This is a genomic window from Teredinibacter sp. KSP-S5-2 (assembly GCF_032773895.1).
Taxonomy (GTDB): Bacteria; Pseudomonadota; Gammaproteobacteria; order Pseudomonadales; family Cellvibrionaceae.
Genome location: NZ_CP120416.1, coordinates 4067301 through 4089327 on the forward strand (window position 1 = coordinate 4067301; position 22027 = coordinate 4089327).

Below are 22027 nucleotides of genomic sequence, written 5' to 3' on the forward strand. Positions count from 1 at the left end.
AGCGAATGACATATAACCAAAAAATGGCTAATGGCCGGTATAATCGTACTATCGGTTTTAACCAAACAGAGATCACTTCATGAAAAAACCCGGAATTGAATACCTTCATAACCCGAGACTAAATAAAGGCACCGCCTTCACACCCGAAGAGCGGCTGGAACTAGGCCTTACCGGACTCTTACCTCCACGAGTCAGCACAATGCAACAACAGGTTGAGCGATCACTTGCCAATATGCGCGCAAAGCCAACCAACATAAGTAAATACATGTTTTTAGCCGCGTTACAAAAACGCAATGAACGCCTGTTTTTTCGCATGCTCATTGATCATATTACCGAGCTTATGCCGATTGTTTACACACCCACAGTTGGTCAGGCATGTCAGGAGTATTCCAGCATCTACCGCGAAACAAGCGGTTACTACTTATCACTACGCGATAAAGGCAGAGTTGAAGAACTGTTGAGTCACTGGCCAGATCAGGATGTACGACTGATTGTCGCAACCGATGGCGAGCGGATTCTGGGACTTGGCGATCTTGGAACCAATGGTATGGGTATCCCGATTGGGAAACTCGCTCTCTATTGCGCTTGCGCAGGTATTGACCCATCCCAGTGCATGCCGATTATGATTGATGTCGGCACCGAGAATGAAGGGCTTCGGGAAGATCCCCTCTATTTGGGCTTAAGACAAAACCGTATTCGCGGCGAGGAATACCTGGAATTTATCGACGAATTTATTCAGGCCGTGAAAAAACGCTTTCCAAATGCCCTGTTGCAATTTGAAGACTTTGCCACACCGAATGCTGTCAGTCTGTTAGAGAAATACCGAGACGAATTGCTTTGCTTTAACGACGATATCCAGGGTACAGCCTCTGTAGCACTTGCAGGACTCTACGCGGCGACACGAATCAACAATAAAAAGCTTTCCGAGATGACCTATTTATTTTCCGGCGCGGGTTCAGCAGCCACCGGAATTGGGGATCTTTTGTCAAAAGCAATGCAAAGAGAGGGCTTGTCAGAACAAGAAGCAAACGCAAAACTGTTTTTTATTGACTCTCAGGGGCTAGTCACACAAGACCGGGACTACATCGCTGAACATAAAAAACCATTTGCAGCAGACTTACCGCCGATGTCCTTTGAGGAAGCGGTCAACCAACTAAAACCGGACGCACTCATTGGCGCAACCGGCACTGCAGGTGTGTTTACCCAAGATATTATTGAAACTATGGGGCAAAACCACGAGTCGCCAATTATTTTTGCGTTATCCAACCCCACGGCAAATGCAGAATGTACGGCTGAACAAGCCTATCAATGGACAAATGGGCGAGCCATTTTTGCCAGCGGCAGCCCATTTAATGTTGTTCACATAAATAACGAGATCAAAATTCCTGGTCAGGGAAATAACGCCTATATATTCCCAGGTTTAGGTCTCGGTGTTTTAAATTCCGGTGCAACACGCGTAAATGACGAAATGTTAATTAGTGCTGCAGAAGCCCTGGCCACGAGTGTTTCTCAAACACAAATTGATCATGGTTGCTTGTACCCACCACTCAAAGAAATTCGTAAGGTTTCAGCAAAGATCGCTGTTGCAGTTGCAAAAACAGCAGACGAATGTGGGTTAATACAGACTCAGTTGCCGCAGGATTTTGATCAGGTAATACAAGAAAAAATGTACGATCCAAAGTACTAAAAAATAGAAGCATTAAAATAAAAGCCACCTACTATGCAAGTGGCCTCTAATAAAAAAAACGCCGGGAAATCCCGGCATTTTTTTTATTCTGCTTGGTGACGCTGAATCAGCAATCCCAAAGAACGGATAGAGTGCAAATGAGCATAAACCCAACCAATCCAACCTTTTTTGAACCAGTCCTGAACAGTCTCAGCTGGTAATTCCAGGAATTTCTTTTCATCGATAAAGAAGAAATCGGTCAAGGTTACAGTGCCTTTACCCACTTTCACCGAAGGTTTGAACTCAGTTAAAAGATCCGCTTCCTGAACAGCTTTTAAGAATTGCTCGGTATAAGCAAAATTCTGCTCACAAGCACGAAGAAAATCGACCACGCGCTTCATAGTATCCGTTGGTTCGCCTTCTTCATTGAACAAAAGTTCACCGTCTTCTTCATTCAACATCGGACATTGCTGATCAAAAACCACACCACCTTCTTTGGTGATGGCAAACGGATAACGACGCAGTACCGCAGGAACATAAACGTTTTTCCATTCATTGCCGAGATCATGCCCTTCTTTTTTTAATGACAACAACGCAAGAGATAGCACTTCTCCAGCATCGTTTTTTACGAACAAAATAGGGTAATGACGGCTAGCCTCAAAAAACTCTGTGCCAGTAACCGGGACAGAGTTCATATGGCTGGCAAAAGCAAAATCACCTTCAAGCTTAAGCTTCAGGTTTACATGCTTTTTAGTGTCAAGTGCAGCGGGTTCTTTGTATAAAGCAGTAATAGACATAACGAAATCTTGTAATAGTAATCCATAGACAGAGCCAAGGCCCGATTTAGTCGGTCGATACTAGCAAGTAACCGGGCTTTGCAACAAGCCTATTCATACCAAGATTTGACCAAAACCGCCTGCTTATATACTAAAGAGCCACGCTTTATTACTGCTCCACAAAAGCACGTTCTATCACGTACTCCCCCATGTAACCATTGCGCGACTCCCGAAAACCCATATTGTCCAAAATCATACAGGTATCCTTAAGCATGCTCGGGCTACCACAGATCATAAAACGGTCCTGCTCCGGGTTTAACACCGGCAGCCCCAACTTACGAGCCACCTCACCGGAGACCATCGCATCCGTTACCCGGCCCTGGTTTTCATGAGGTTCACGAGTCACAGTCGGGTAGTAAAGAAGCTTGTTACTGACCTCCTCACCAAAAAACTCATTTTTAGGCAACTCCTCCAGAATCACCTTTCTATAGGCCAACTCGTCCACATAACGCACACCGTGAACCAGCACAACCTTATCAAAGCGCTCATACACTTCAGGGTCTTTGATAATGCTCATGAATGGCGCTAAACCGGTTCCCGTGGAAATCAAATACAAATGCTTACCGGGAAGCAATGCGTCTACCACCAGAGTCCCGGTTGATTTGCTGCTAATCAGAATCTGGTCACCCGGTTTTACATGCTGGAGCTGGGAGGTTAACGGACCATCGGGCACCTTAATGCTAAAGAACTCCAGATGCTCCTCGTAATTCGCACTGGTTAAGCTGTAGGCACGAAGTAAGGGCTTACCACCCGGCTGTTCCAAGCCCATCATAGTGAAATGCCCGTTATCAAATCGAAAACCCGGATTACGGGTGGTTTTAAAACTAAACAGTGAATCGGTCCAGTGATGAACCTCTGTGACAGTCTCGCGGATTAATTCGGCCATATGGGTAGCCTCCCTCAAATCAAACGTTGCACACAGACTAGCCAAACATTATTATTCTGCAAAACAGTTTGATTTGATATTTTTTATCGGATTTACAGATTATGAAGTACACACTGCGCCAACTCGAAGTCTTTATTGCTACCGCCCATTACCAAAATGTCACCAAAGCGGCGGATAGCCTGGCTATGTCCCAATCTGCCGCAAGTGGCTCACTCCGTGACCTGGAAGAACAGTTTGATGTAAAGCTGTTTGACCGGGTGGGTAAGCGGCTCCATTTAAATGAGCTGGGTCAGATACTTCGCCCCAAAGCTGAAGCCCTATTGGAACAGGCAAATGAACTCCAGCTGGCTTTGCAAAAACACAATCAACCCGGCGACCTGCGTGTTGGCGCCACCCTAACCATCGGAAATTACCTGGCCGTAGAATTAATTCATCAATATAAAAAACGCTTCCCAGATACTCGGGTCAGCCTCGAAGTAAATAACACACAAACCATTGCCGCCGGTGTACTCAACTTCGACCTGGACTTAGGCATGATTGAAGGCGACCTGCATCACCCGGATTTACACATTACCCCCTGGCAGCCGGATGAAATGATGATTTTTGCCTCCAGCTCACACCCACTAGCCAATAAAAAAGAGTTGTCAGATGAAGACCTGATGGCTGCAAAATGGATACTACGCGAATCCGGCTCCGGCACTCGCCAGGCGTTCGATTGGGCTATGCACGACCTGCTACCCAAATTGGATATCGAAATGGAACTGCAACATACCGAAGCCATTAAACGCGCAGTGAAATCAGGCTTAGGAATTTCCTGTCTATCTAAAATTGCACTGGAGGACTCCTTTAATCGCGGTGACTTTGTTCCACTAAAAACACCGGGTCGAGATTTTCATCGGACATTCTATTTCGTCCAACATAAAGAAAAATACCAGAGCGCAGGGCTACAAGAATGGAAAAAAATTTGCGGGTTAACCTAAACCCGCAAATATCATTGCACAAAAATGAAAGCTTATTGAACTATACCATTTCATGGTATAACGACCTCTTCCAGTAGCGCATCAAAACAAATAAAAACACGCAAACAATACGCATTCCCATTTCATCATTACGTATTGATATCGCACGATCACTTACCAAGGAGCAGGGTATGTTTTCTCAGAAATACACACTACCTACGTTTATCACGCTTATTCTCGTTTTATTTTCTCCATTGAGTTTCTCCGCCCAGTTTATTGATTTAGGCGATTTACCCGGCGGCGAGGATTACAGCGAAGCTGTGGCCATTTCCGCAGACGGCAAAACCGTTATCGGTACGAGTTCATCCTATGAAGGTTTAACCGCTTTTGTCTGGACTGAAGAAGAAGGCATGCAGCCTTTACCGAATTTGCCCGGCGAATTAACCAGTAAGGCAATTTCGATTTCGGGAGACGGGCGATATATTTTGGGCACCAGCGGTGAAAAAACGGTGCTTTGGATTGATAGAGTAATTCAGGAATTTATTCCATCGATTATGAACCCAGACCGCCCAGATACATTTTTTCCAACCCATATATCAAACAATCCAAACCCGTCAGAACTGGTGATCTACGGAACCCTTTGTCACAACTATAGCAGCTGCTTTGCGTATTCCTATGATACTTCCGGCAAACTGATAGGCAATGTTTGTCGTAACTTATACCCTACTTACATTGATAATACAGATATTCTTCCTATTAAGGTGATAGACAGCAATACTCGGTCATACACTTGTACTTATAGAGTCGGCCAGCTTCATTATGCACACTCTTTTGTTTTTGGCGGTGTAAACCTATACGGCGAAAACTATCAACGAATTGGAGGCGGCTTTCCAAGTTTTATTCACGCCATTTCCCATAGCGGTGAATTTATCGTTGGCGAAATAACCCATGACTATGGCGATATGACCCGAGGCCATATTGTACTGCGCCCATATGGTGCACCACACTATTATCACCTTCTTGATATCCCCTTAGAAAGTTGGAACATCTGGAGCGACTACGAGAACTGGCGTCCCGATCCGGCACCTTCAACTTTATCATTCCATGCCATCGGTACAGGCGATACATACAATTACTTTTTTGGTTACGGGGATTTCGGTAAAGGCGCAGGAAAAAAAGCTGTTTTTTGGAAACGACCTTTAGGTGTCGAATTTATCCCTCGTGACGAGGAAGATCGTACGGTTGGCACAATTCTTCAGGAATGGCTGGCAAGTGAAAATATTATTCATATTCCAGATTACGTATTAAATACGGTTAAAGATATTTCTGATAAAGATTATCTTATCCAGCATCAGCCGGAAGATGTAGTGGATTACAGTAGCCTAACCGGGCAATTAACAAACGTAGAAGGCAATCAACACGCTTATGTATTGCGTTTATTTAACTTGCCACCCGAAATTATTTTGGACACCCCCACCACGGTTGAAATGCTTGATAACGAGCAGCTTTCGCTTATGGCAACCGCTTCGGATATGGAAGATGACGATGTCATGCTTTCCACCCAAATCCAGTGGTTTCTCGACGGTACGCTTCTCGCCGAGACCGGTTCCAATGTTATTCTTTCAAACCTTTCAGTTGGTGAACACACGGTTTACGGCTCAATCACCGATTCCGGCGGTAAAACAAAAAACACGCAAATCATTGCCATCACCGTGCTGCAATCTGCCGCCTGGCAACAGGAATTTACTTCCGACAGCTCCGGGTTAACACAGCTACCGCAAAATATGAACGTGGAAAATGGCGTATTGTCTGCTTCACGCATGTCTGGCTGGCAAACCTATTTTTATGAATCCATCGGCGAAAGAAGTTATTTCTTTGAAGAGAAAGCGACCTTCACGGCACAACTTACCGCAACTAATGCTTGGTACTCCTCAGGTGAATTAGGCTTTGGGGCAAAAAACAGCACTGAGGTTGTTGGCGATAAACGTTTTCATTCTGCCTTTATGGAAAACGGCGGTTGGTATGTTCGCACCAATAATGTGTATGGTTACGATTCGGTTATTTACGTTGGCCCCGCGAGTTTAGGAGTGACCTATCAAATTGAGGTCGAGCTTCATTCAAATGGATCAAGCCTTTACGTTTACCCTCTTGGACAACAGCGCGGCGATTTGTATGAACACCATAAAAACGATACTGATTGGACGGATGCCCGATTGTATTTGTATTCCAATCAACTCGGTTTAGATGGGTATTTTGATAACGTAAAAGAATTTGTACCGGATAGCATTCCCAATAGTCCGCCCAGTATTGAACTGGTGTCGCCTACTCATGGGTTAAGCTATGTTGCAGGGGAAATTATATCCTGTAGCGCAAATGTGTCAGACAACGAAGACGATAATGTGGTATTGGGCAGTGCCGTTAAATGGTTAATTAATGGTGTTGCTAGAGCTGAAACCGGCGCACAGATTTCAATCCAGGATCTATCTCCGGGCAGCTATAGCATTAGCGCAAGAGTTACCGATTCAGGTGGTAAATCAACCGAGACTCCAGCGGTCACTATTACGGTAATTCCAGCACCCAATACGCCGCCGCAAATTAACATTACCGCGCCGGCAAACAATGCGTTCTTTACTGTCGGCGATCCCATCACCTTTACCGCCTACGCTACCGATGCAGAAGATGATGATACGCTGTTAGCAACAGCCGTTGAATGGAAAATTAGTGGTCAAGTGAGACCCGAAACCGGCAACAGTATTATTATTAATAATCTGGCTGTGGGTACGTATCAGGTTTATGCGCAGGTCACGGATAGCAACAATCAGCAAACGGTGAGTTTACCCATTCAAATTACCATTCAACCGGCACCCAATAACCCACCTCATGCAGAAATTCTTTCACCATTTAATGGCGATAAATTTTTGTTAGGTGAAGTGGTTGAGGTATTAGCACAGATTTCCGACGTAGAAAATGCCGTAGCAGATTTAACCATCGTATGGACACTGGACGGAATACAACGCACAGAAACCGGTGAAACGCTAACGCTCAGTAATTTATCGCCGGGCACTCATGCCATAAAACTTGCAGTGACGGATTTAAACCTGGATACCACCACGCACGAAATTAGTATCACCGTATCCGAGAGCAGCACACCAACAGAAACCACGTTGTGGTCACAAAACTTTGGTGTAGATGCCAATGGCCTGGGCATACTACCCGAACACATCTCTCTGCAAAATGGCGTGTTGCAAATCCAACGTATGAGCGGGTGGAACACCGTTCCGTTTGATATTTATGGCGAACGAGTATACCCCTTTACCGATGAAGTCATATTCCGCGCAAAAATTAAAGCAACGGACAGCTGGCATTCAACTGGGGAGATTGGCTTTGGCGCAACCAATACAACGGAAGTTCGTTCAGACATGCGCTTTCATACTGCCTTTATGGAAAATGGCCGTTGGTATATTCGCGCCAGCACAGTGTATGGTTATGCATCAATCACTGACCTTGGCCCCGCAGAATTAAATACCGATTACCAAGTGGAACTGGTTTCTCATAGTACCGGAACCAGTTTGTATATTTATCCATTCGGGCAAACGCGGGGTAGCTTGTACGAGCACCATTTAGGCTTCACCAATTGGCAGGATATTAAAATGCATATTTACACCAACCAGTTAGGTTTGAATGGTGAAGTGGATAATCTGGAAGAAGTGAAGATATTACATTAATCCAATAAAAACTCATTCAAATTAAATACCGTTAAAAAGGAAAATACCAATAAAAAATGTGCAAGGATGCATCAACGGTATACTCCAAATAAGTTGAATGTTGGCATTTCACTTACGGCGGAAAACCAGCTCTAACTAGGTACTGCTTGAGCTGCCGCCTCCGCCACCACCTCCGCCAGCACGCCGAACTCGATCAAGTGAGTTTCTGCGATTTCTAACAAACCCTGCACCGTGGTCTGTTGATGGGTTGGCGCTTTTCATGCGACGATTTTCCGCTACACGTGCATCATATGCGCGGTCTAAACTATCAATTGCAGAGTCAGTGTCTCCACTTAGGTGTAGAGCTTTAGCCTGCTCTTCCTCTTGATGTGCGCCTGCCGAACCTTGGCCCCAGGCATTGCGCGTACCATCCTGCCCCGGTTTCTGTAACCAGTCTCGTGTCTGTTGAGAATGACTGGCCAATATGGCTGCTCGTGCGCTTGCTCTGGCTGCCTGCGCGGCCTTGATCTGTGCCGGGGTTTTCTTTTTAGAGCGTTGAACCATCCACTCACCACCATCATCTTCGTCAACGACAGCCGAAGGCGTTGCTTTCATTTTCCGCCCCGTATCCCCAGATGGTGCAGCGGCAGCCCCACCACCTTTTCCAACCGCTTTCTTTTTCTTACCGGTTCCAGATGATGCGGCTGCAGCACTATCAGGAATGGTACTTCTTTTTGATGAAGCAGGACTCGACCTATCCACCATATCAACCGGGCTTGAGGAAGCGCTCGATCCACGCCTCCCTGCACTTGCAGGGCTTCCATGCTGCGCAGTCGGCGTCAATGCAGCCGCAGCCTTTGCTTCCTGTTTTTTTGCCTTTTTCCTGGCATTTTTTCTAGCATTTTTGCCTGGACCTGGCGACGAACCAGCTGGAGGCTTACCCGGAGGCTCGTTACCTCCCCCCCCACCCATAATTGAACTAAAAACACCACCCACACTGAAATCCTCTAATTAATTATTGTGTTGTTGAGGCTATGAATCAGCTATTAATGCATGGGAAAACAACGTAAAAATGCCATCTAAAAATAGGTTCGATTGCAAAATTAATTGTCACTAGGTTTTCCCAAGAAAAGACTGATCATTTCAATTCAAAACTAACGCAGTGAAAAATGACTATGAACCGGAATCATCAATCCCAACCCCAAGTCAGAATCCACAAAACCAAATACGATTCAACCAATATTCCATTTTAGACTCTGCGTTCAAACAGCACCAAAAATTTACTGGAATTTATAACCCACTAATAATTAGCAAAAAACGATGAGCTTACTAACAAGGTCGCCTCAAAGAATGAAAGCCTGTTGAATTAATTACTATTAACGTATTACCAAATTAATTTCTAAATTCCCCAATCATAATATTTTTGACACAAAAATGTAGTGCCATATTTTTAATGTCACATTTTTGTCAAAGAAACTATAAATTTCTGTCATTTCGTCGGGATAAACTCCCAAGGTAAATAACGCCAATCACATTAGTTTATTCACACTTTCTATCACATAAATAGAAAAACTCGTTGATTTTTACATTAGGGGTAAAACTATGAAGAAGAAATGGTACGCAGCCACGGGTGTTGCGTCGCTAACGCTGTCGACTTGCCTTAGCGCGCAAGTCCTTCCCAGCTATCAAACCGATAGCGCCTGGTATACAGACAGCCAGAATGCAATCGCACAAAAACAATCGCTACCCGTTTCCAGCAAAGCAAAAAATGTTATTTTGTTTGTTGGCGATGGTATGGGTATCTCAACCCTGACCGCATCTCGTATCTACGAAGGGCAGCTCGCAGGCAAAAGCGGTGAAGAAGGGTATTTAAGTTTTGAGAAATTCCCGTACACAGCACTAGTAAAAACCTATAACGTGGACGCACAAACCCCTGACTCCGCCGGCACCATGACCGCCATTATGACCGGAGCCAAAACCGACGTGGGTGTTATTGGTGTTGACGAAGATATCGTGCGTGGCGACTGCTCAACGGTTAAAGGCAATGAGTTGGTTACTGCACTGGAACTGGCCGAAATTAAAGGCTTGTCCACGGGCATTATTTCAACTGCACGTATTACTCATGCAACTCCAGCAGCCACTTATGCCAAATCTGCTGACCGTAACTGGGAAGACAATTCCGACCAACCAGACGGCGTAGACTGTGAAGATATCGCTTCTCAGCTCATTAATTTCGAAAGCAATTTGGAAGCACGTTTTCCAGGTGTTGACGTGAACGGAATGGAAGTTGCCTTTGGCGGCGGACGTCGTCACTTCTTGCCTAAAGACCCAGCATATAACTCTGCAGATTTCGGTGGTGAACCAACCAAAGCGGAAGGTGATCGCACAGACAACCGTGATTTAACAGCAGAATGGATGACTCAATACGGTAATGGTTCTTACATTATCGACCAAGCCGGTTTCGATGCAATTAACACAGAAACCACCAGCCATGTATTAGGTTTGTTCAACGAATCTCACATGCAATATGAAGCCGACCGCAATAACGATGTTGCCGGCGAGCCTTCACTTTCAGAGATGACAGAAAAAGCCATTAAGATTTTGGATAACAATCAAAACGGATTTTTCTTGATGGTTGAATCCGGTCGAATCGATCACGCACACCACGCAGGTAATGCGTTCGGCGCGCTTAGCGATACTATTGAATTGGCTAAAGCTGTTGAAGCCGCAGTGGCCTCTACGAACCCAGAAGACACGCTTATTCTTGTTACCGCTGACCACGGCCATGTATTTACTATTGCTGGTTATCCCAAACGCGGAAACCCAATTTTGGGCAAAGTTGTTGGCGTGGGTAGTACTGAGCCGTCATTGGCTAACGATGGTATGCCTTATACCACTTTGGGCTACACCAACGGCTTGGGTTTCCGTGATTTAGGCAACGAAACCGATTCAGACGCTTCCTATGCCGAAGGTCCCGTTACTGGTCGTCAAGATTTAACAGCAATCGATACAACTACTCCTGGTTTCCACCAAGAAACATTAGTGCCAATGAGTTCAGAAACCCACGCGGGCGAAGATATTTCTCTTCATGCCACTGGACCTGGTGCTCACTTGATACAGGGCGTAGTGGAGCAAAACATAATTTTCCACTACATCAACCAAGCACTTGATTTAACCGCTAAGTAATCGGGAGAGAAATAAAATGAATAGCGTAATTTCAAAATTGGCTGTCGCGGTTGCTGTAGCGAGCCTCGCAGCTTGTTCAGGCGACGACGGTAAAAACGGCGCCGATGGTAGTAATGGCAGCAACGGTCATAACAGTCTGGTGAGCCAAACAAGTTTATCTGTTGGCAATGCAAACTGTGCAAACGGCGGCGTTCAAATTAATACCGGTGTTGATGCCAATGACAACAACACCCTGGATGACAGCGAAGTTGCTTCAACGCAATATGTATGTACACCAGCGCGTACCACATTGGACAACAGTGAATTGTTAACCAACTTAAACAACCCATGGTACTCAGCGGCAACCAATAAAGTTGCCCAGTCAAAAGCCAACATGGAAGAAATTGCCAAGATGGCTGGCCAGGCAAAAAATATTATTTTGTTTGTCGGCGATGGCATGGGTGTTTCTACCGTAACAGCATCACGAATATTCGAAGGCCAGTCTATGGGAATGTTGGGTGAAGAACACTCACTCAGTTTTGGTAAATTCCCTTACGCCGGTTTAGCCAAGACGTATAACGTGGACGCACAAACACCGGATTCCGCAGGCACAATGACAGCCCTTATGACCGGCGTAAAAACGGACGTCGGTGTAATTGGCGTTGACGAAGATATTGTTCGTGGTGATTGTTCAACAGTAGCAGGTAATGAATTGGTTACTGCTCTAGAGCTTGCAGAAATTGCCGGAAAATCTACCGGTATTATTTCAACTGCGCGAATTACTCACGCCACACCAGCGGCAACTTATGCCAAATCGGCAGACCGTAACTGGGAAGATAATTCTGACCAACCTGCTGGCACAACCTGTGAAGACATCGCATCACAGCTTATTAATTTCGAACCTAACCTTGAAGCACGCATTGCGGGTGTAGACGTTGATGGTATCGAAGTTGTGATGGGTGGTGGACGTCGCCATTTCCTACCTAAAGATGCGGCCTATAACAGCCCTGACTATGCAGGCTCCAGCGCGGAAGGTGACCGTACCGATGGACGCGACTTAACCGCAGAATGGACAGGCATGTATGCCAACGGTGTTTACGTTTATGACCAGGCAGGTTTTGATGCAGTTAATCCGGCAACAACGGAACGTCTATTTGGTTTGTTTAACGAATCGCACATGCAATACGAAGCAGATCGTGGCAATGATGTTGCGGGTGAACCATCACTGACTGAAATGACCGAGAAAGCCATTGATATTTTGGATAATAACAATGACGGCTTTTTCCTAATGGTTGAATCAGGTCGTATCGATCACGCTCACCACGCGGGTAATGCTTTCGGTGCGCTGAACGATACCGTTGAATTTGCCTCCGCTGTTCAAGCAGCCGTCAACGCTACCGATGCGGAAGATACACTGATTATCGTGACAGCCGACCATGGCCATGTGTTTACCATTGCCGGTTATCCAAAGCGTGGCAACCCGATCCTAGGTAAAGTGGTTAACGTTGGCAGCACAGAACCAGCAATGGCTGCGGACGATATGCCCTACACCACTTTGGGCTATACCAACGGCCTTGGTTTCCGTGACTTAGGTAATGAAACAGATTCCGATGCTTCTTACGCTACCTCTGCGGATGCTGGCCGAAAAGACCTTACCAGCGTCGATACAGAAACTCCCGGGTTCCACCAGGAAACTTTGGTTCCTTTGAGCTCTGAAACACACTCTGGTGAAGACGTGGGTGTTTATGCCCAAGGGCCGGGAGCACATCTGGTATCAGGAACTCACGAGCAAAACACCATTTTTCATATCATGAACTACGCCGGTAATTTGGTCGATTCAGCTAACCAAGCTGTTAACCTTCCATAATTCACTGAGCATGTAAGACCTTGGCTGGTGGAATTTTCCACCAGCCACTTCAGGAGTATGTAAGTTGAAAACAGTCCTTTTTATTTCTTTATTATTCTTCGTACACACTGCCTCCGCAGAATGTAAAAAAGATTTTTCCACTTTGGGCGCAGAATACAGCATCGCCCACAGCAAGGCTCACGCCAAACAGACAGAAAACAAAGAACACCTGAATCTTTGGCGACTCCCAAAACGGGTTGGCCATGAGCATGTCGAACAAAAGCGGTTTATCGAATGGATGCAAGCTGGCACCAAAAAAATCAGAAAAACCGATTATTTCGATGCAAATAAACGTGGTATTGAATATTACCCGGAAGATTTAGAAGAACGTGAAGCGCAAAGCGACTGGTCTATATACAACCAGTTTATTACCGAAGAATTTATCGCTTCACTCTCCCCCGTAAATACAGTAGGTAAAGGTTGCGATACGCTGGTTTCATATCAGGGCAGCAAACAGAATGCGAAATTTGAATTAACCTGGTTTCCCCATAAGAAAATTATTCAAAGTTTTACCATACTGACTCCAACACTGATTACCGAGTGGAAACTGGAAAAGCTGCATAGCGATCAAACGATGATCAAGCAACAATTTGCTCAACGTAGTCAATACCAACTGACAGATTATGCCGACATTGGTGATAATGAGTCAGACCCATTCTTGCTATCGATGATCAACCTTGGGTTTGTCAAACACGGCGCCTCTGGCTTTTATAACGCGCAAGGCGAATCCATGGACGGCGGCCATCATCACCACTAATTGGTGAACCACCTCCCAGGGACGGGAGCTTTTCCTGCCACAAACCCCGGTCATTTGAGTTTACCGTTCGCCCAGAGCTATTATTCGTTTTAGAATAGTGTCTGCAATTAATTATCGAATGGAAAACACGCTATGGCCAATCAGCCCAACTTACCCGCTCGTGAATACCCACACACCCGGATGCGCCGCAACCGCTACGCGGACTTTTCCCGACGCCTGGTAAGAGAAACCAGCCTCAGCGCAGACGATTTTATCTACCCGGTATTTGTGGTCGATGGCCAAAAGCAACGGCAAGCCATTAGCACCATGCCCGGCCAGGAACGCCTCTCCATCGATGAGTTGTTAAAAGATGTCGAGCAGCTACTTGAATTAGGTATTCCAGCCATCGCCTTGTTTCCCAATATCAACCCTGAGTTAAAAACCCCCTGCGGTGAAGCGGCATTCAATGAAGAAGGTCTAGTTGCCCGCTGTGTACGTAAGCTAAAGCAAGAATACCCGGAACTGGGCATTATTTGTGATGGCGCGCTGGATCCCTACACTTCACACGGGCAGGACGGCATCATCAACGAAGACGGTTATGTACTAAACGATGAAACCATCATCGCGTTGCAAAAACAGGCTTTAGTATGCGCCAATGCGGGTGCCGATATTATTGCCCCTTCCGATATGATGGACGGCCGTGTCGGCGCGATTCGCCAGGCACTGGATCAACAGCAATTTATTAACACACAAATTCTGGCCTATTCTGCCAAATATGCGTCTGCTTATTACGGCCCCTTTCGCGACGCAGTGGGCTCCGCCGCCAATTTAGGTAAAGGCAATAAGTTTACTTACCAAATGGACCCCGCCAACAGCAACGAAGCTTTACATGAAGTACAGTTGGATATTTCTGAAGGTGCAGATATGGTGATGGTAAAACCTGCCATGCCCTACCTCGATATTATTTACCGTGTAAAAGAAGCATTCGGTATGCCAACCTTTGCCTATCAAGTCAGCGGTGAATACGCCATGCAAATGAAAGCCATCGAAGCCGGTATTTTCTCCGACGATATTATTCTTGAATCGTTAATGGGTATTAAGCGCGCTGGTGCCGATGGCATACTGACCTACTTTGCCAAAACCGCAGCGGCAAAATTAAAACACGCCTAAACCCAATAAGGGGGGAATGAGGTTTGGATAACAACAAAAACAAACAGCCCCCCAAGATTGTTGGCGGCGGAGTCAAAAAGGTTCTCTATACCTTAAATACGGTTCGCCGCATGGGTTTGATAAATAGCGGCAAAGCATTAACCAGCAACAACACCTGCAAAGCTTGCGGTCTCGGTATGGGCGGTCAGAAAGGCGGCATGGCGAATGAAGTTGGCGACTACCCTTCTGTTTGCAATAAAAGCATTCAAGCGCAATCAACCGATATTCAACCGCCTATCCCCAACGAAATATTTGCTCACACCATTGAAGACCTGAAGGAATTATCCGGCAGGGAAATTGAAAAACTGGGCAGACTGAATACACCATTATACAAAGCGGCAGAGAGCAATACCTTCGCACCGGTTGACTGGGATTGGGCAATATCACACACCGCTCAACATTTTAATAACGCCGAACCGGACAATACCTTTTTTTATTCATCCGGTCGTTCATCCAACGAAGCGGGTTTTATTCTTCAGCTTCTTGCCAGAATTTACGGCACCAATAACGTCAATAACTGCTCATATTATTGTCATCAGGCGACCGGCGTGGGTATGACCAACACCATTGGTACCGGAACTGCTACGGTAGAGTTAAACGATTTAGCCCACTGCGATCTTATTTTTGTTATTGGTGCAAACCCGGCGTCCAATCACCCGCGATTTATTTATCAACTAAAAGGTTGTCGGGACCGGGGCGGACAAGTCATTGTCATCAACCCGGCAAAAGAACCCGGCCTGGTGAAATTTGCCGTACCGAAAAGTGCAAAGTCCATGCTAACTGGAGGCAGTGAGATTGCTTCTGAGTATATTCAACCGCATATTGGTTCTGACCTCGCATTACTCACAGGCATCAGCAAAGCGTTAATAGAAAATAACGAGCATGATGTCGATTTTATTAACCAATACTGTCAGGATTTTTCCAGCTATAAAACCCTACTGGACACAGTAAGCTGGGATTGGATTTGCAGTACAACAGGCATCGATAAAAACACCATTCAACAAACCGCCGCGCGCTATGCTCAGGCCAACAATGTTGTTTTTGCCTGGGGAATGGGGATTACTCATCATCGAAACGGGGTCGAAAATGTGGAGGCGATCGTCAACCTTGCACTATTGCGCGGCATGGTTGGCAAACCTTACGCTGGCTTACTTCCATTGCGAGGACATAGTAATGTGCAGGGTATTGGCACCATTGGAGTAAAACCGGTATTACCTCAGGACGTGTTGAATAAACTGCAAGAAACGCTGGATATAAACCTGCCCAAACAAAAGGGCATGGACACTCTGGCCTGCCTTGAGGCGGCACATCAAGAAAAAATACAAGCAGCATTGTTTATGGGCGGCAACCTGTATCAGGCATCGCCCGACAGCAGTTGGACACAGCAAGCACTTGATCGTATTCCTTTTAAAGTGTATCTAACCACGACATTTAACCTCGGGCATATTCACGGCATAGAAAACAGTGAAGCCATTATTCTTCCGGTTACGGCGCGGGACGAGGAATGGCAAAGCACCACACAGGAATCGATGTTTAATTTTGTTCGTATGAGCGACGGTGGTATTCAACGCATAGCCAACCCCCGTCCTGAATCTGATATTCTTTGCAGCCTGGCGGAAAAAATAATTCCTGAAAACACATTCAGTTTTAAACCGTTTAAACAGCATAAGCATGTACGTGAGGCAATAGCCGCAACGATTCCAGGAATGGAGCAATTACAAAACATTGATCGGAACCACAATGAGTTTCATATCAATGGCCGGATAAAACACGCACCCACTTTTGATACCGCCAACAATAAAGCGCATTTTGCTATTCACAGTATTCAATTCATGGATATTTGTTCGGAAAGCTATCCAATTCGTTTGTCCAGCATTCGCAGTGAAGGGCAGTTTAATTCGATTATTTACGAAGAAAAAGACAGTTACCGGGGAACGATACATCGCTGGGTTGTGTTGATGAGCCGGGAGACAGCTCAATTACATGGGTTAAAAATGGGTGTACCGGTAATGATTGAATCGGAGCATGGAAAGATGTCCGATGTACAGATTCATGAGTTTGATTTACCCACCCATAATGTGATGGCGTATTACCCTGAAGCAAATATTCTGATTGGTCGGGAGGCAGACCCTCGTTCCAAGACACCGGCGTTTAAATCGGTAGCAGTAAAAATCTATCAAACAGAATAAAATGCTATTTAGAAGCAGAATATAGCAACCTCGAAGTCATCATAATCGTTTTCAAAAACCGCATAAATACATCCCTGTAGCTTGCTCAATTCATCCCTGAATTGAGCATTTTTGAAAACGACCATGACAACTTCTACCAGAGATTTACGAGTTTCGAAAAGATTTATACAAAAATTAACCAAGCGACTTTTGATATTTTTTTAGCCAAGTCATCGCCCAATCATAATGACTTGAAGTTGCAGAAATCATATATGCCCCCAAGGAAGTCGTACCCGTCCACTTGTAACGCTTCTTCTCAAAAAGCTCTTCGTCAGAATGCTTTTGAATACAACGTCGAACCTTATCATAGGAGGATTTAAACTCTTTGCGAATATCAGCCAAACCAACAGACTGATACTTCTGCCAAATAATCTGATTCAGATCGGGCAGGGTTTTCCATGTATAGCCTTTCGCGGGAATATCCGGCTTATCGCCTTTCATTCCCACTTTATACCATGCCAAAAACATAAGATGCCATTCATGTAAGTGTGCAATGGTATCCCGAATATTTTTATCTCGATGCTCAAATGGATACGTGCCCTTCTGTTCGGCAGGCGACAACGAGTCAATCAACGCATTCAGTTTATTATAATTTTCCCGGCTCAGGTCCAGCAACGCTTGTTTGGTGGTTGGCCTCGGCATAAACGTAGCTCCGAAATGTATTTCACCAGATTTTAGATTTAAACCAGCTCAAAAATATAATTTCGATCAAATAATAGTTGTTATGCGTCAACGTTTGCGATTAATGGCTTTCGTTGTACCAACTGCCGTCGGTGTTTCGCCGAATGAACATTTGTGAGTACCAGTAATATCGTCCACCGCCAGCAGAAAGCGTGCAATTATATCGACTTCGTCCAACAGGCAAAGGTGAGTTTGCTTGCACATACACCGCACTGCCTTTTTCTTCCACTTTAATTTCGCCCTGACCAGAAGCAAAACACTGCACCCCCTTCATCACCTGAAATATCGGGGATGAAAATTTGAGCACAGGAATATTTACCTTTGCAGGTAATTCAGGGTCTTTAAATGGTCGGCCGGACTCATCTGTTGTTTGAATGGCGACAGAAGGAAAAGGAAGACTATTTACTTTGGTTTCAAAATCACTGAACGTGCCATAAGCACCACCAAAAGGAAAGCGGGGAACCGGCCGAACGGCGTTTAACTTGACCACAGGGCCGGACTGTTGGCCAAAGGCAACATACCCATTTTCAACCAGCACTTTTTGCAAACTCACATCATACTCGCCAAATGGATAAGCAAATAACTTTGTTGACGTCCCTATCTCCTGTTTGATTCTCTTTTCCGCGTATTCAACTTCTTTTAAACGCTGCGCATTCCATTTTAATAACGGCTCATTGTGCCAGTTGCGAATAAGATGTGGATGGGTGTCAGTGTGATTGGCAATGGTTCCACCACGTTTACTTATATTTCTTAGTTCATCCCAACTCATATATTGGCTGTTTTTTTGATCATGCGCCTGACTGTTCACAAAAACAATAAACGGCCATTTTCTTTTTTTCAGCTCGGGAAATGCGACGTCGTAAACGGATCGGTAGCCGTCATCAAAAGTGATCAATACACTGTGATTCGGGAATCCTTGATTCTTTTTGGCTAAGTCGTAAAACTCTTTCGCACTTAAAATACGAAATTTTTTCTCTTCCAGGTATTGTAAATGTTGTTTAAACAATTTGGGTGAGATACTTGTGGACTTCGGTGTTTCTTCACTCACATGATGATATTGTAATACGACCAACGCATAATTCGGTAAGCTAATCAGTAACAAGAAACACAAGACGAACCAACGCACGGTAAAATACCTCTTTGATTAATTGAACAGACCACTAGCGATACAGTGACTAAGGAGACACAGACACATGCAGCTTTATTATAGCTCTGCTTCACCTTTTGCGAGAAAGGCCACAATATTACTTCACCTTCACGACATGTTCCGTGAAACAGAATTAATTATTGCCAACCCCTTGGGCGATCCACAGTTTCGACAAGTAAATCCTCTCGCTAAAGTTCCAGCACTTGTTGATAACGCTCTAACCTTGGTCGATAGCCCTTTAATCTGTGAATATATTGATGACCTGGCGGTAAAACAAGGAAAAAAAGGGACTTTTCATAAAGGCGAAGCAGACTACTATGATGTTCAGCTAATTCACGTGTATGCAGATGGCATTATGGAAGCGGCTGTAGCAACTATGATGCAGCGTCGAGCCCCGGACTCAGAGCCTTCTATTTTTTGGGAAGAGCGATGGCACCAGGCAATCTCCACGACTATCCGCTTGCTCGACCCGGATAAATTGGACATCGATGACGATATTCATATCGGTTCTGTTTCAGTGGTCGCAGCCTTGGGATATTTGGACTTGCGTTTTACCAACTATGCGTGGAGGGAAGAAAACCCTGAATTAGCAGAGTGGTATAACAAGGTTCAAAAACGGGACTGGTATATACAAACTCAGCCCGAATAAAGAAAGGCAAATACTGTCTTGTATCTCCCCTCAAACCTGAATAATTCGAGGGGGGATACAATTATATGGACAAATTATTTACAAAAGCGATGTTCCACTAAACCAGGTACATCAACATCAACACGGAAGATTGCACCGGAGTGTGGGTATTCTTCCAATTCTTCCTCTGGACGGTTACCCACAGTGGTAATGTATAAGGTTTTCATATCTTCCCCTCCAAATGCCACCATGGTTGGGCAACGTGCGGGAATAGTAATTTCTTCTACAATTTCGCCTTCAGGGCTTAAGCGGGCAATACGACCACCTTCATACAGGGCCGTCCAATAACAACCTTCGCTATCCACAGCAGCACCGTCAGGTCGGCCGTTGCCATGTGGAAACTGATGAAAGACCTCACCATTAGATATGCCACCAGTTTCCAAATCGTAGTCATAACGGTAGATGACGTGTTTGGGGGTATCGGAGAAATAGAAAACTGTATTGTCAGGGCTGAACGCTGCACCATTTGATGTTAATAGCCCTTCAGCAAGTTGTACCGCATCCATATCCAAACCCAGACTCCACAGGTTTGCCCCGTCTCGATCTTTAGGAGGGTAAACGCTTCCTGCAATAAAACGCCCTTTGGCATCACAACGCCCATCATTAAAGCGGTTACTGGATAAATCTGCTTCTGGATCGACAATTGGCGTTAGCTCTGTGTTCCAACCATCCAGCAACTGAAAACCCGAACGCATACCAAGAACGAAGCCATTCTCAGGACGCAAACTAAAACAGCCAATTTCTTCATTAAACTGGAGAAACTCATCTGCCCCGGTAGCGGGGTTAAAACAATGTAATTGCCCTTCGTTAATATCAACCCAATAGAGTAGTTGTTTTTTTTCATCCCAGCGCGGGCACTCTCCAAGGTTAGCTCTGACGTCTAAGGCAACTTCGACTTTACGCATATTATTTTCCAGTAAGATTATTTGATAACACAAGAAAGGGGTTTAGAGAACGCGGATCATACCATATTGCTGAAGCAAGAGAATCTGTGGGATTTATATCGGAACACCGGAGTAGCGCTTGAATGCTGGACGCAAGTACTCCATCTGATCACCGCGAATTCTTGCATTATTAATCAACGCTAAATATTCCGCAGGGTTAGGCCGATAAGGTAAAGCGAGAAGATCCATTCCAATTTCTGATAATAAAAAGTTTCCTTTATGCTGATTGCAACGCTTACAGGCTGCAACAACATTTTCCCATTTATCTTCACCACCTCGACTACTCGGATGAACATGATCGCGGGACAGCTGGGAAAAATCAAAATGATTACCACAATATAAACACTGGCAATTATCTCGGTAAAAAAGTGCGGGATTGGACAACGGGGGATTTGTTTTTACAGGAGCCAGCTTTTCTCCATCGCATGCCATAATCGCGGGCAACTCAATAATTGTGCGCTGACCTGTTATACGGGAAAAACCACCATGTGCTTTTTTAACAACACCGCCCATTGTCCAGGCAACTAAATCCCGGGCAAATAAGCAGGTGGCCTCTTTCCAATTAATCCATTCAATTGGTTGGCCAGCCATATTAAGTCTAAGAATTCTTGCTTCCACAATCACCCGACCTATTTTAAAAGTGTCGCAAACACCTTCCTGCACCTTCAAATACAGCACACGAAAAATACCGCGGTTTGTCAACCTAATTAAATCAGTTCGACCACTTCTTGTTATGTTGAATCACACTTGGCTCAGCGCGAAACCCATAACGAAAAACCCCGCAGCTATTCGCAATGCGGGGTTTCGAAATTTGGTAGAGTTGATTTTTATAGGGGTGACTCACCCTTGGAGTCGCGGATAAATACGACTGGTATATATTGTTGTGACTAATATGAGCACTGCGTAATACGCGTAAAGCACTCGTCACTTGCTCACTTATATGCTTGAAAGCTAAACCCTCCAAAAAAAGCAGCAGGTACATTTTTATACTAAGTCAAAAACAAATACTGTCAAGCACCAATTAATTTCTTATAACCAGCGTCAAATAAAAACGAAAAAAAATGCGCTTTATAAACTGCAAAAGCATAAACGCGGTGTGTATTTTTAGTGTAAAGGGAAATTACTGCAATCTAATGGCAGTTTTCAGACAGGCAAAAAAAACGCCGCACCACGTCCAGTGTTACGGCGAACTCACAGGATATACCTTACATCCATTAAGAATTTCGTGGCATCACTCCATCAACTCCCTGCCCACAGTCCGTATGCTCATCC

At 45.1% G+C, this 22027-nt stretch carries 16 protein-coding genes; 9 read left to right on the forward strand and 7 right to left on the reverse strand.

Annotation, left to right across the window (positions count from 1 at the left end; translation table 11 throughout):
• Nucleotides 1-79 precede the first annotated feature (79 nt).
• Nucleotides 80-1687, forward strand: a complete 1608-nt coding sequence (locus P5V12_RS17225; protein WP_316954333.1) for an NAD-dependent malic enzyme — start codon at nt 80-82, stop codon at nt 1685-1687.
• A gap of 83 nt (nt 1688-1770) precedes the next feature.
• Here the strand turns inward: P5V12_RS17225 and P5V12_RS17230 are convergent, their stop codons facing one another.
• Both P5V12_RS17230 and P5V12_RS17235 read right to left on the reverse strand, forming a co-directional pair.
• The gene (locus P5V12_RS17230) at nt 1771-2463 is read right to left on the reverse strand and encodes a SapC family protein (RefSeq protein WP_316954334.1); all 693 of its coding nucleotides are present in this window, start codon (nt 2461-2463) and stop codon (nt 1771-1773) included.
• 148 nt (nt 2464-2611) lie between these two features.
• Nucleotides 2612-3388 (reverse strand): ferredoxin--NADP reductase, encoded by a 777-nt coding sequence (locus P5V12_RS17235; RefSeq protein ID WP_316954335.1) that lies wholly within the window; start codon nt 3386-3388, stop codon nt 2612-2614.
• A gap of 101 nt (nt 3389-3489) precedes the next feature.
• Between P5V12_RS17235 and P5V12_RS17240 the strand changes: the two genes are divergently transcribed.
• The gene (locus P5V12_RS17240) at nt 3490-4368 is read left to right on the forward strand and encodes a LysR family transcriptional regulator (RefSeq protein WP_316954336.1); all 879 of its coding nucleotides are present in this window, start codon (nt 3490-3492) and stop codon (nt 4366-4368) included.
• Between the two features lie 170 nt (nt 4369-4538).
• The gene (locus tag P5V12_RS17245) at nt 4539-8072 is read left to right on the forward strand and encodes an Ig-like domain-containing protein (RefSeq protein WP_316954337.1); all 3534 of its coding nucleotides are present in this window, start codon (nt 4539-4541) and stop codon (nt 8070-8072) included.
• Nucleotides 8073-8207: 135 nt separating this feature from the next.
• Here the strand turns inward: P5V12_RS17245 and P5V12_RS17250 are convergent, their stop codons facing one another.
• Complete coding sequence (locus P5V12_RS17250; protein ID WP_316954338.1) at nt 8208-9047, reverse strand: hypothetical protein; 840 nt, start codon at nt 9045-9047, stop codon at nt 8208-8210.
• Between the two features lie 606 nt (nt 9048-9653).
• On the opposite strand from P5V12_RS17250, the gene P5V12_RS17255 reads away from it, so the two are divergent.
• The 5 genes from P5V12_RS17255 (at nt 9654) to P5V12_RS17275 (ending at nt 17256) form a co-directional block, all read left to right on the forward strand.
• Nucleotides 9654-11237, forward strand: a complete 1584-nt coding sequence (locus tag P5V12_RS17255; protein ID WP_316954339.1) for an alkaline phosphatase — start codon at nt 9654-9656, stop codon at nt 11235-11237.
• Between the two features lie 16 nt (nt 11238-11253).
• Entirely contained in the window at nt 11254-13083 is a 1830-nt protein-coding gene (locus P5V12_RS17260; RefSeq protein ID WP_316954340.1) for an alkaline phosphatase, read from the forward strand.
• A gap of 64 nt (nt 13084-13147) precedes the next feature.
• Nucleotides 13148-13879: a hypothetical protein gene (locus P5V12_RS17265; protein ID WP_316954341.1), complete on the forward strand. Its 732-nt coding sequence runs from the start codon at nt 13148-13150 to the stop codon at nt 13877-13879.
• 132 nt (nt 13880-14011) lie between these two features.
• The gene (gene hemB, locus P5V12_RS17270) at nt 14012-15028 is read left to right on the forward strand and encodes a porphobilinogen synthase (RefSeq protein ID WP_316954342.1); all 1017 of its coding nucleotides are present in this window, start codon (nt 14012-14014) and stop codon (nt 15026-15028) included.
• Nucleotides 15029-15051: 23 nt separating this feature from the next.
• Nucleotides 15052-17256 (forward strand): FdhF/YdeP family oxidoreductase, encoded by a 2205-nt coding sequence (locus P5V12_RS17275; protein ID WP_316954343.1) that lies wholly within the window; start codon nt 15052-15054, stop codon nt 17254-17256.
• 174 nt (nt 17257-17430) lie between these two features.
• Here P5V12_RS17275 and P5V12_RS17280 read toward each other — a convergent pair whose 3' ends face one another.
• Nucleotides 17431-17937: a ClbS/DfsB family four-helix bundle protein gene (locus P5V12_RS17280; protein ID WP_316954344.1), complete on the reverse strand. Its 507-nt coding sequence runs from the start codon at nt 17935-17937 to the stop codon at nt 17431-17433.
• 100 nt (nt 17938-18037) lie between these two features.
• Nucleotides 18038-19102, reverse strand: a complete 1065-nt coding sequence (locus P5V12_RS17285) for a polysaccharide deacetylase family protein (RefSeq protein ID WP_316954345.1) — start codon at nt 19100-19102, stop codon at nt 18038-18040.
• Between the two features lie 67 nt (nt 19103-19169).
• On the opposite strand from P5V12_RS17285, the gene P5V12_RS17290 reads away from it, so the two are divergent.
• On the forward strand, nt 19170-19772 hold the full coding sequence (locus tag P5V12_RS17290; protein WP_316954346.1) for a glutathione S-transferase family protein: 603 nt from the start codon (nt 19170-19172) through the stop codon (nt 19770-19772).
• Nucleotides 19773-19846: 74 nt separating this feature from the next.
• On the opposite strand, the gene P5V12_RS17295 is transcribed toward P5V12_RS17290, so the two are convergent.
• Both P5V12_RS17295 and P5V12_RS17300 read right to left on the reverse strand, forming a co-directional pair.
• The gene (locus P5V12_RS17295; protein ID WP_316954347.1) at nt 19847-20716 is read right to left on the reverse strand and encodes an SMP-30/gluconolactonase/LRE family protein; all 870 of its coding nucleotides are present in this window, start codon (nt 20714-20716) and stop codon (nt 19847-19849) included.
• 93 nt (nt 20717-20809) lie between these two features.
• Nucleotides 20810-21373 (reverse strand): HNH endonuclease, encoded by a 564-nt coding sequence (locus P5V12_RS17300; RefSeq protein ID WP_316957445.1) that lies wholly within the window; start codon nt 21371-21373, stop codon nt 20810-20812.
• Nucleotides 21374-22027: the final 654 nt, after the last annotated feature.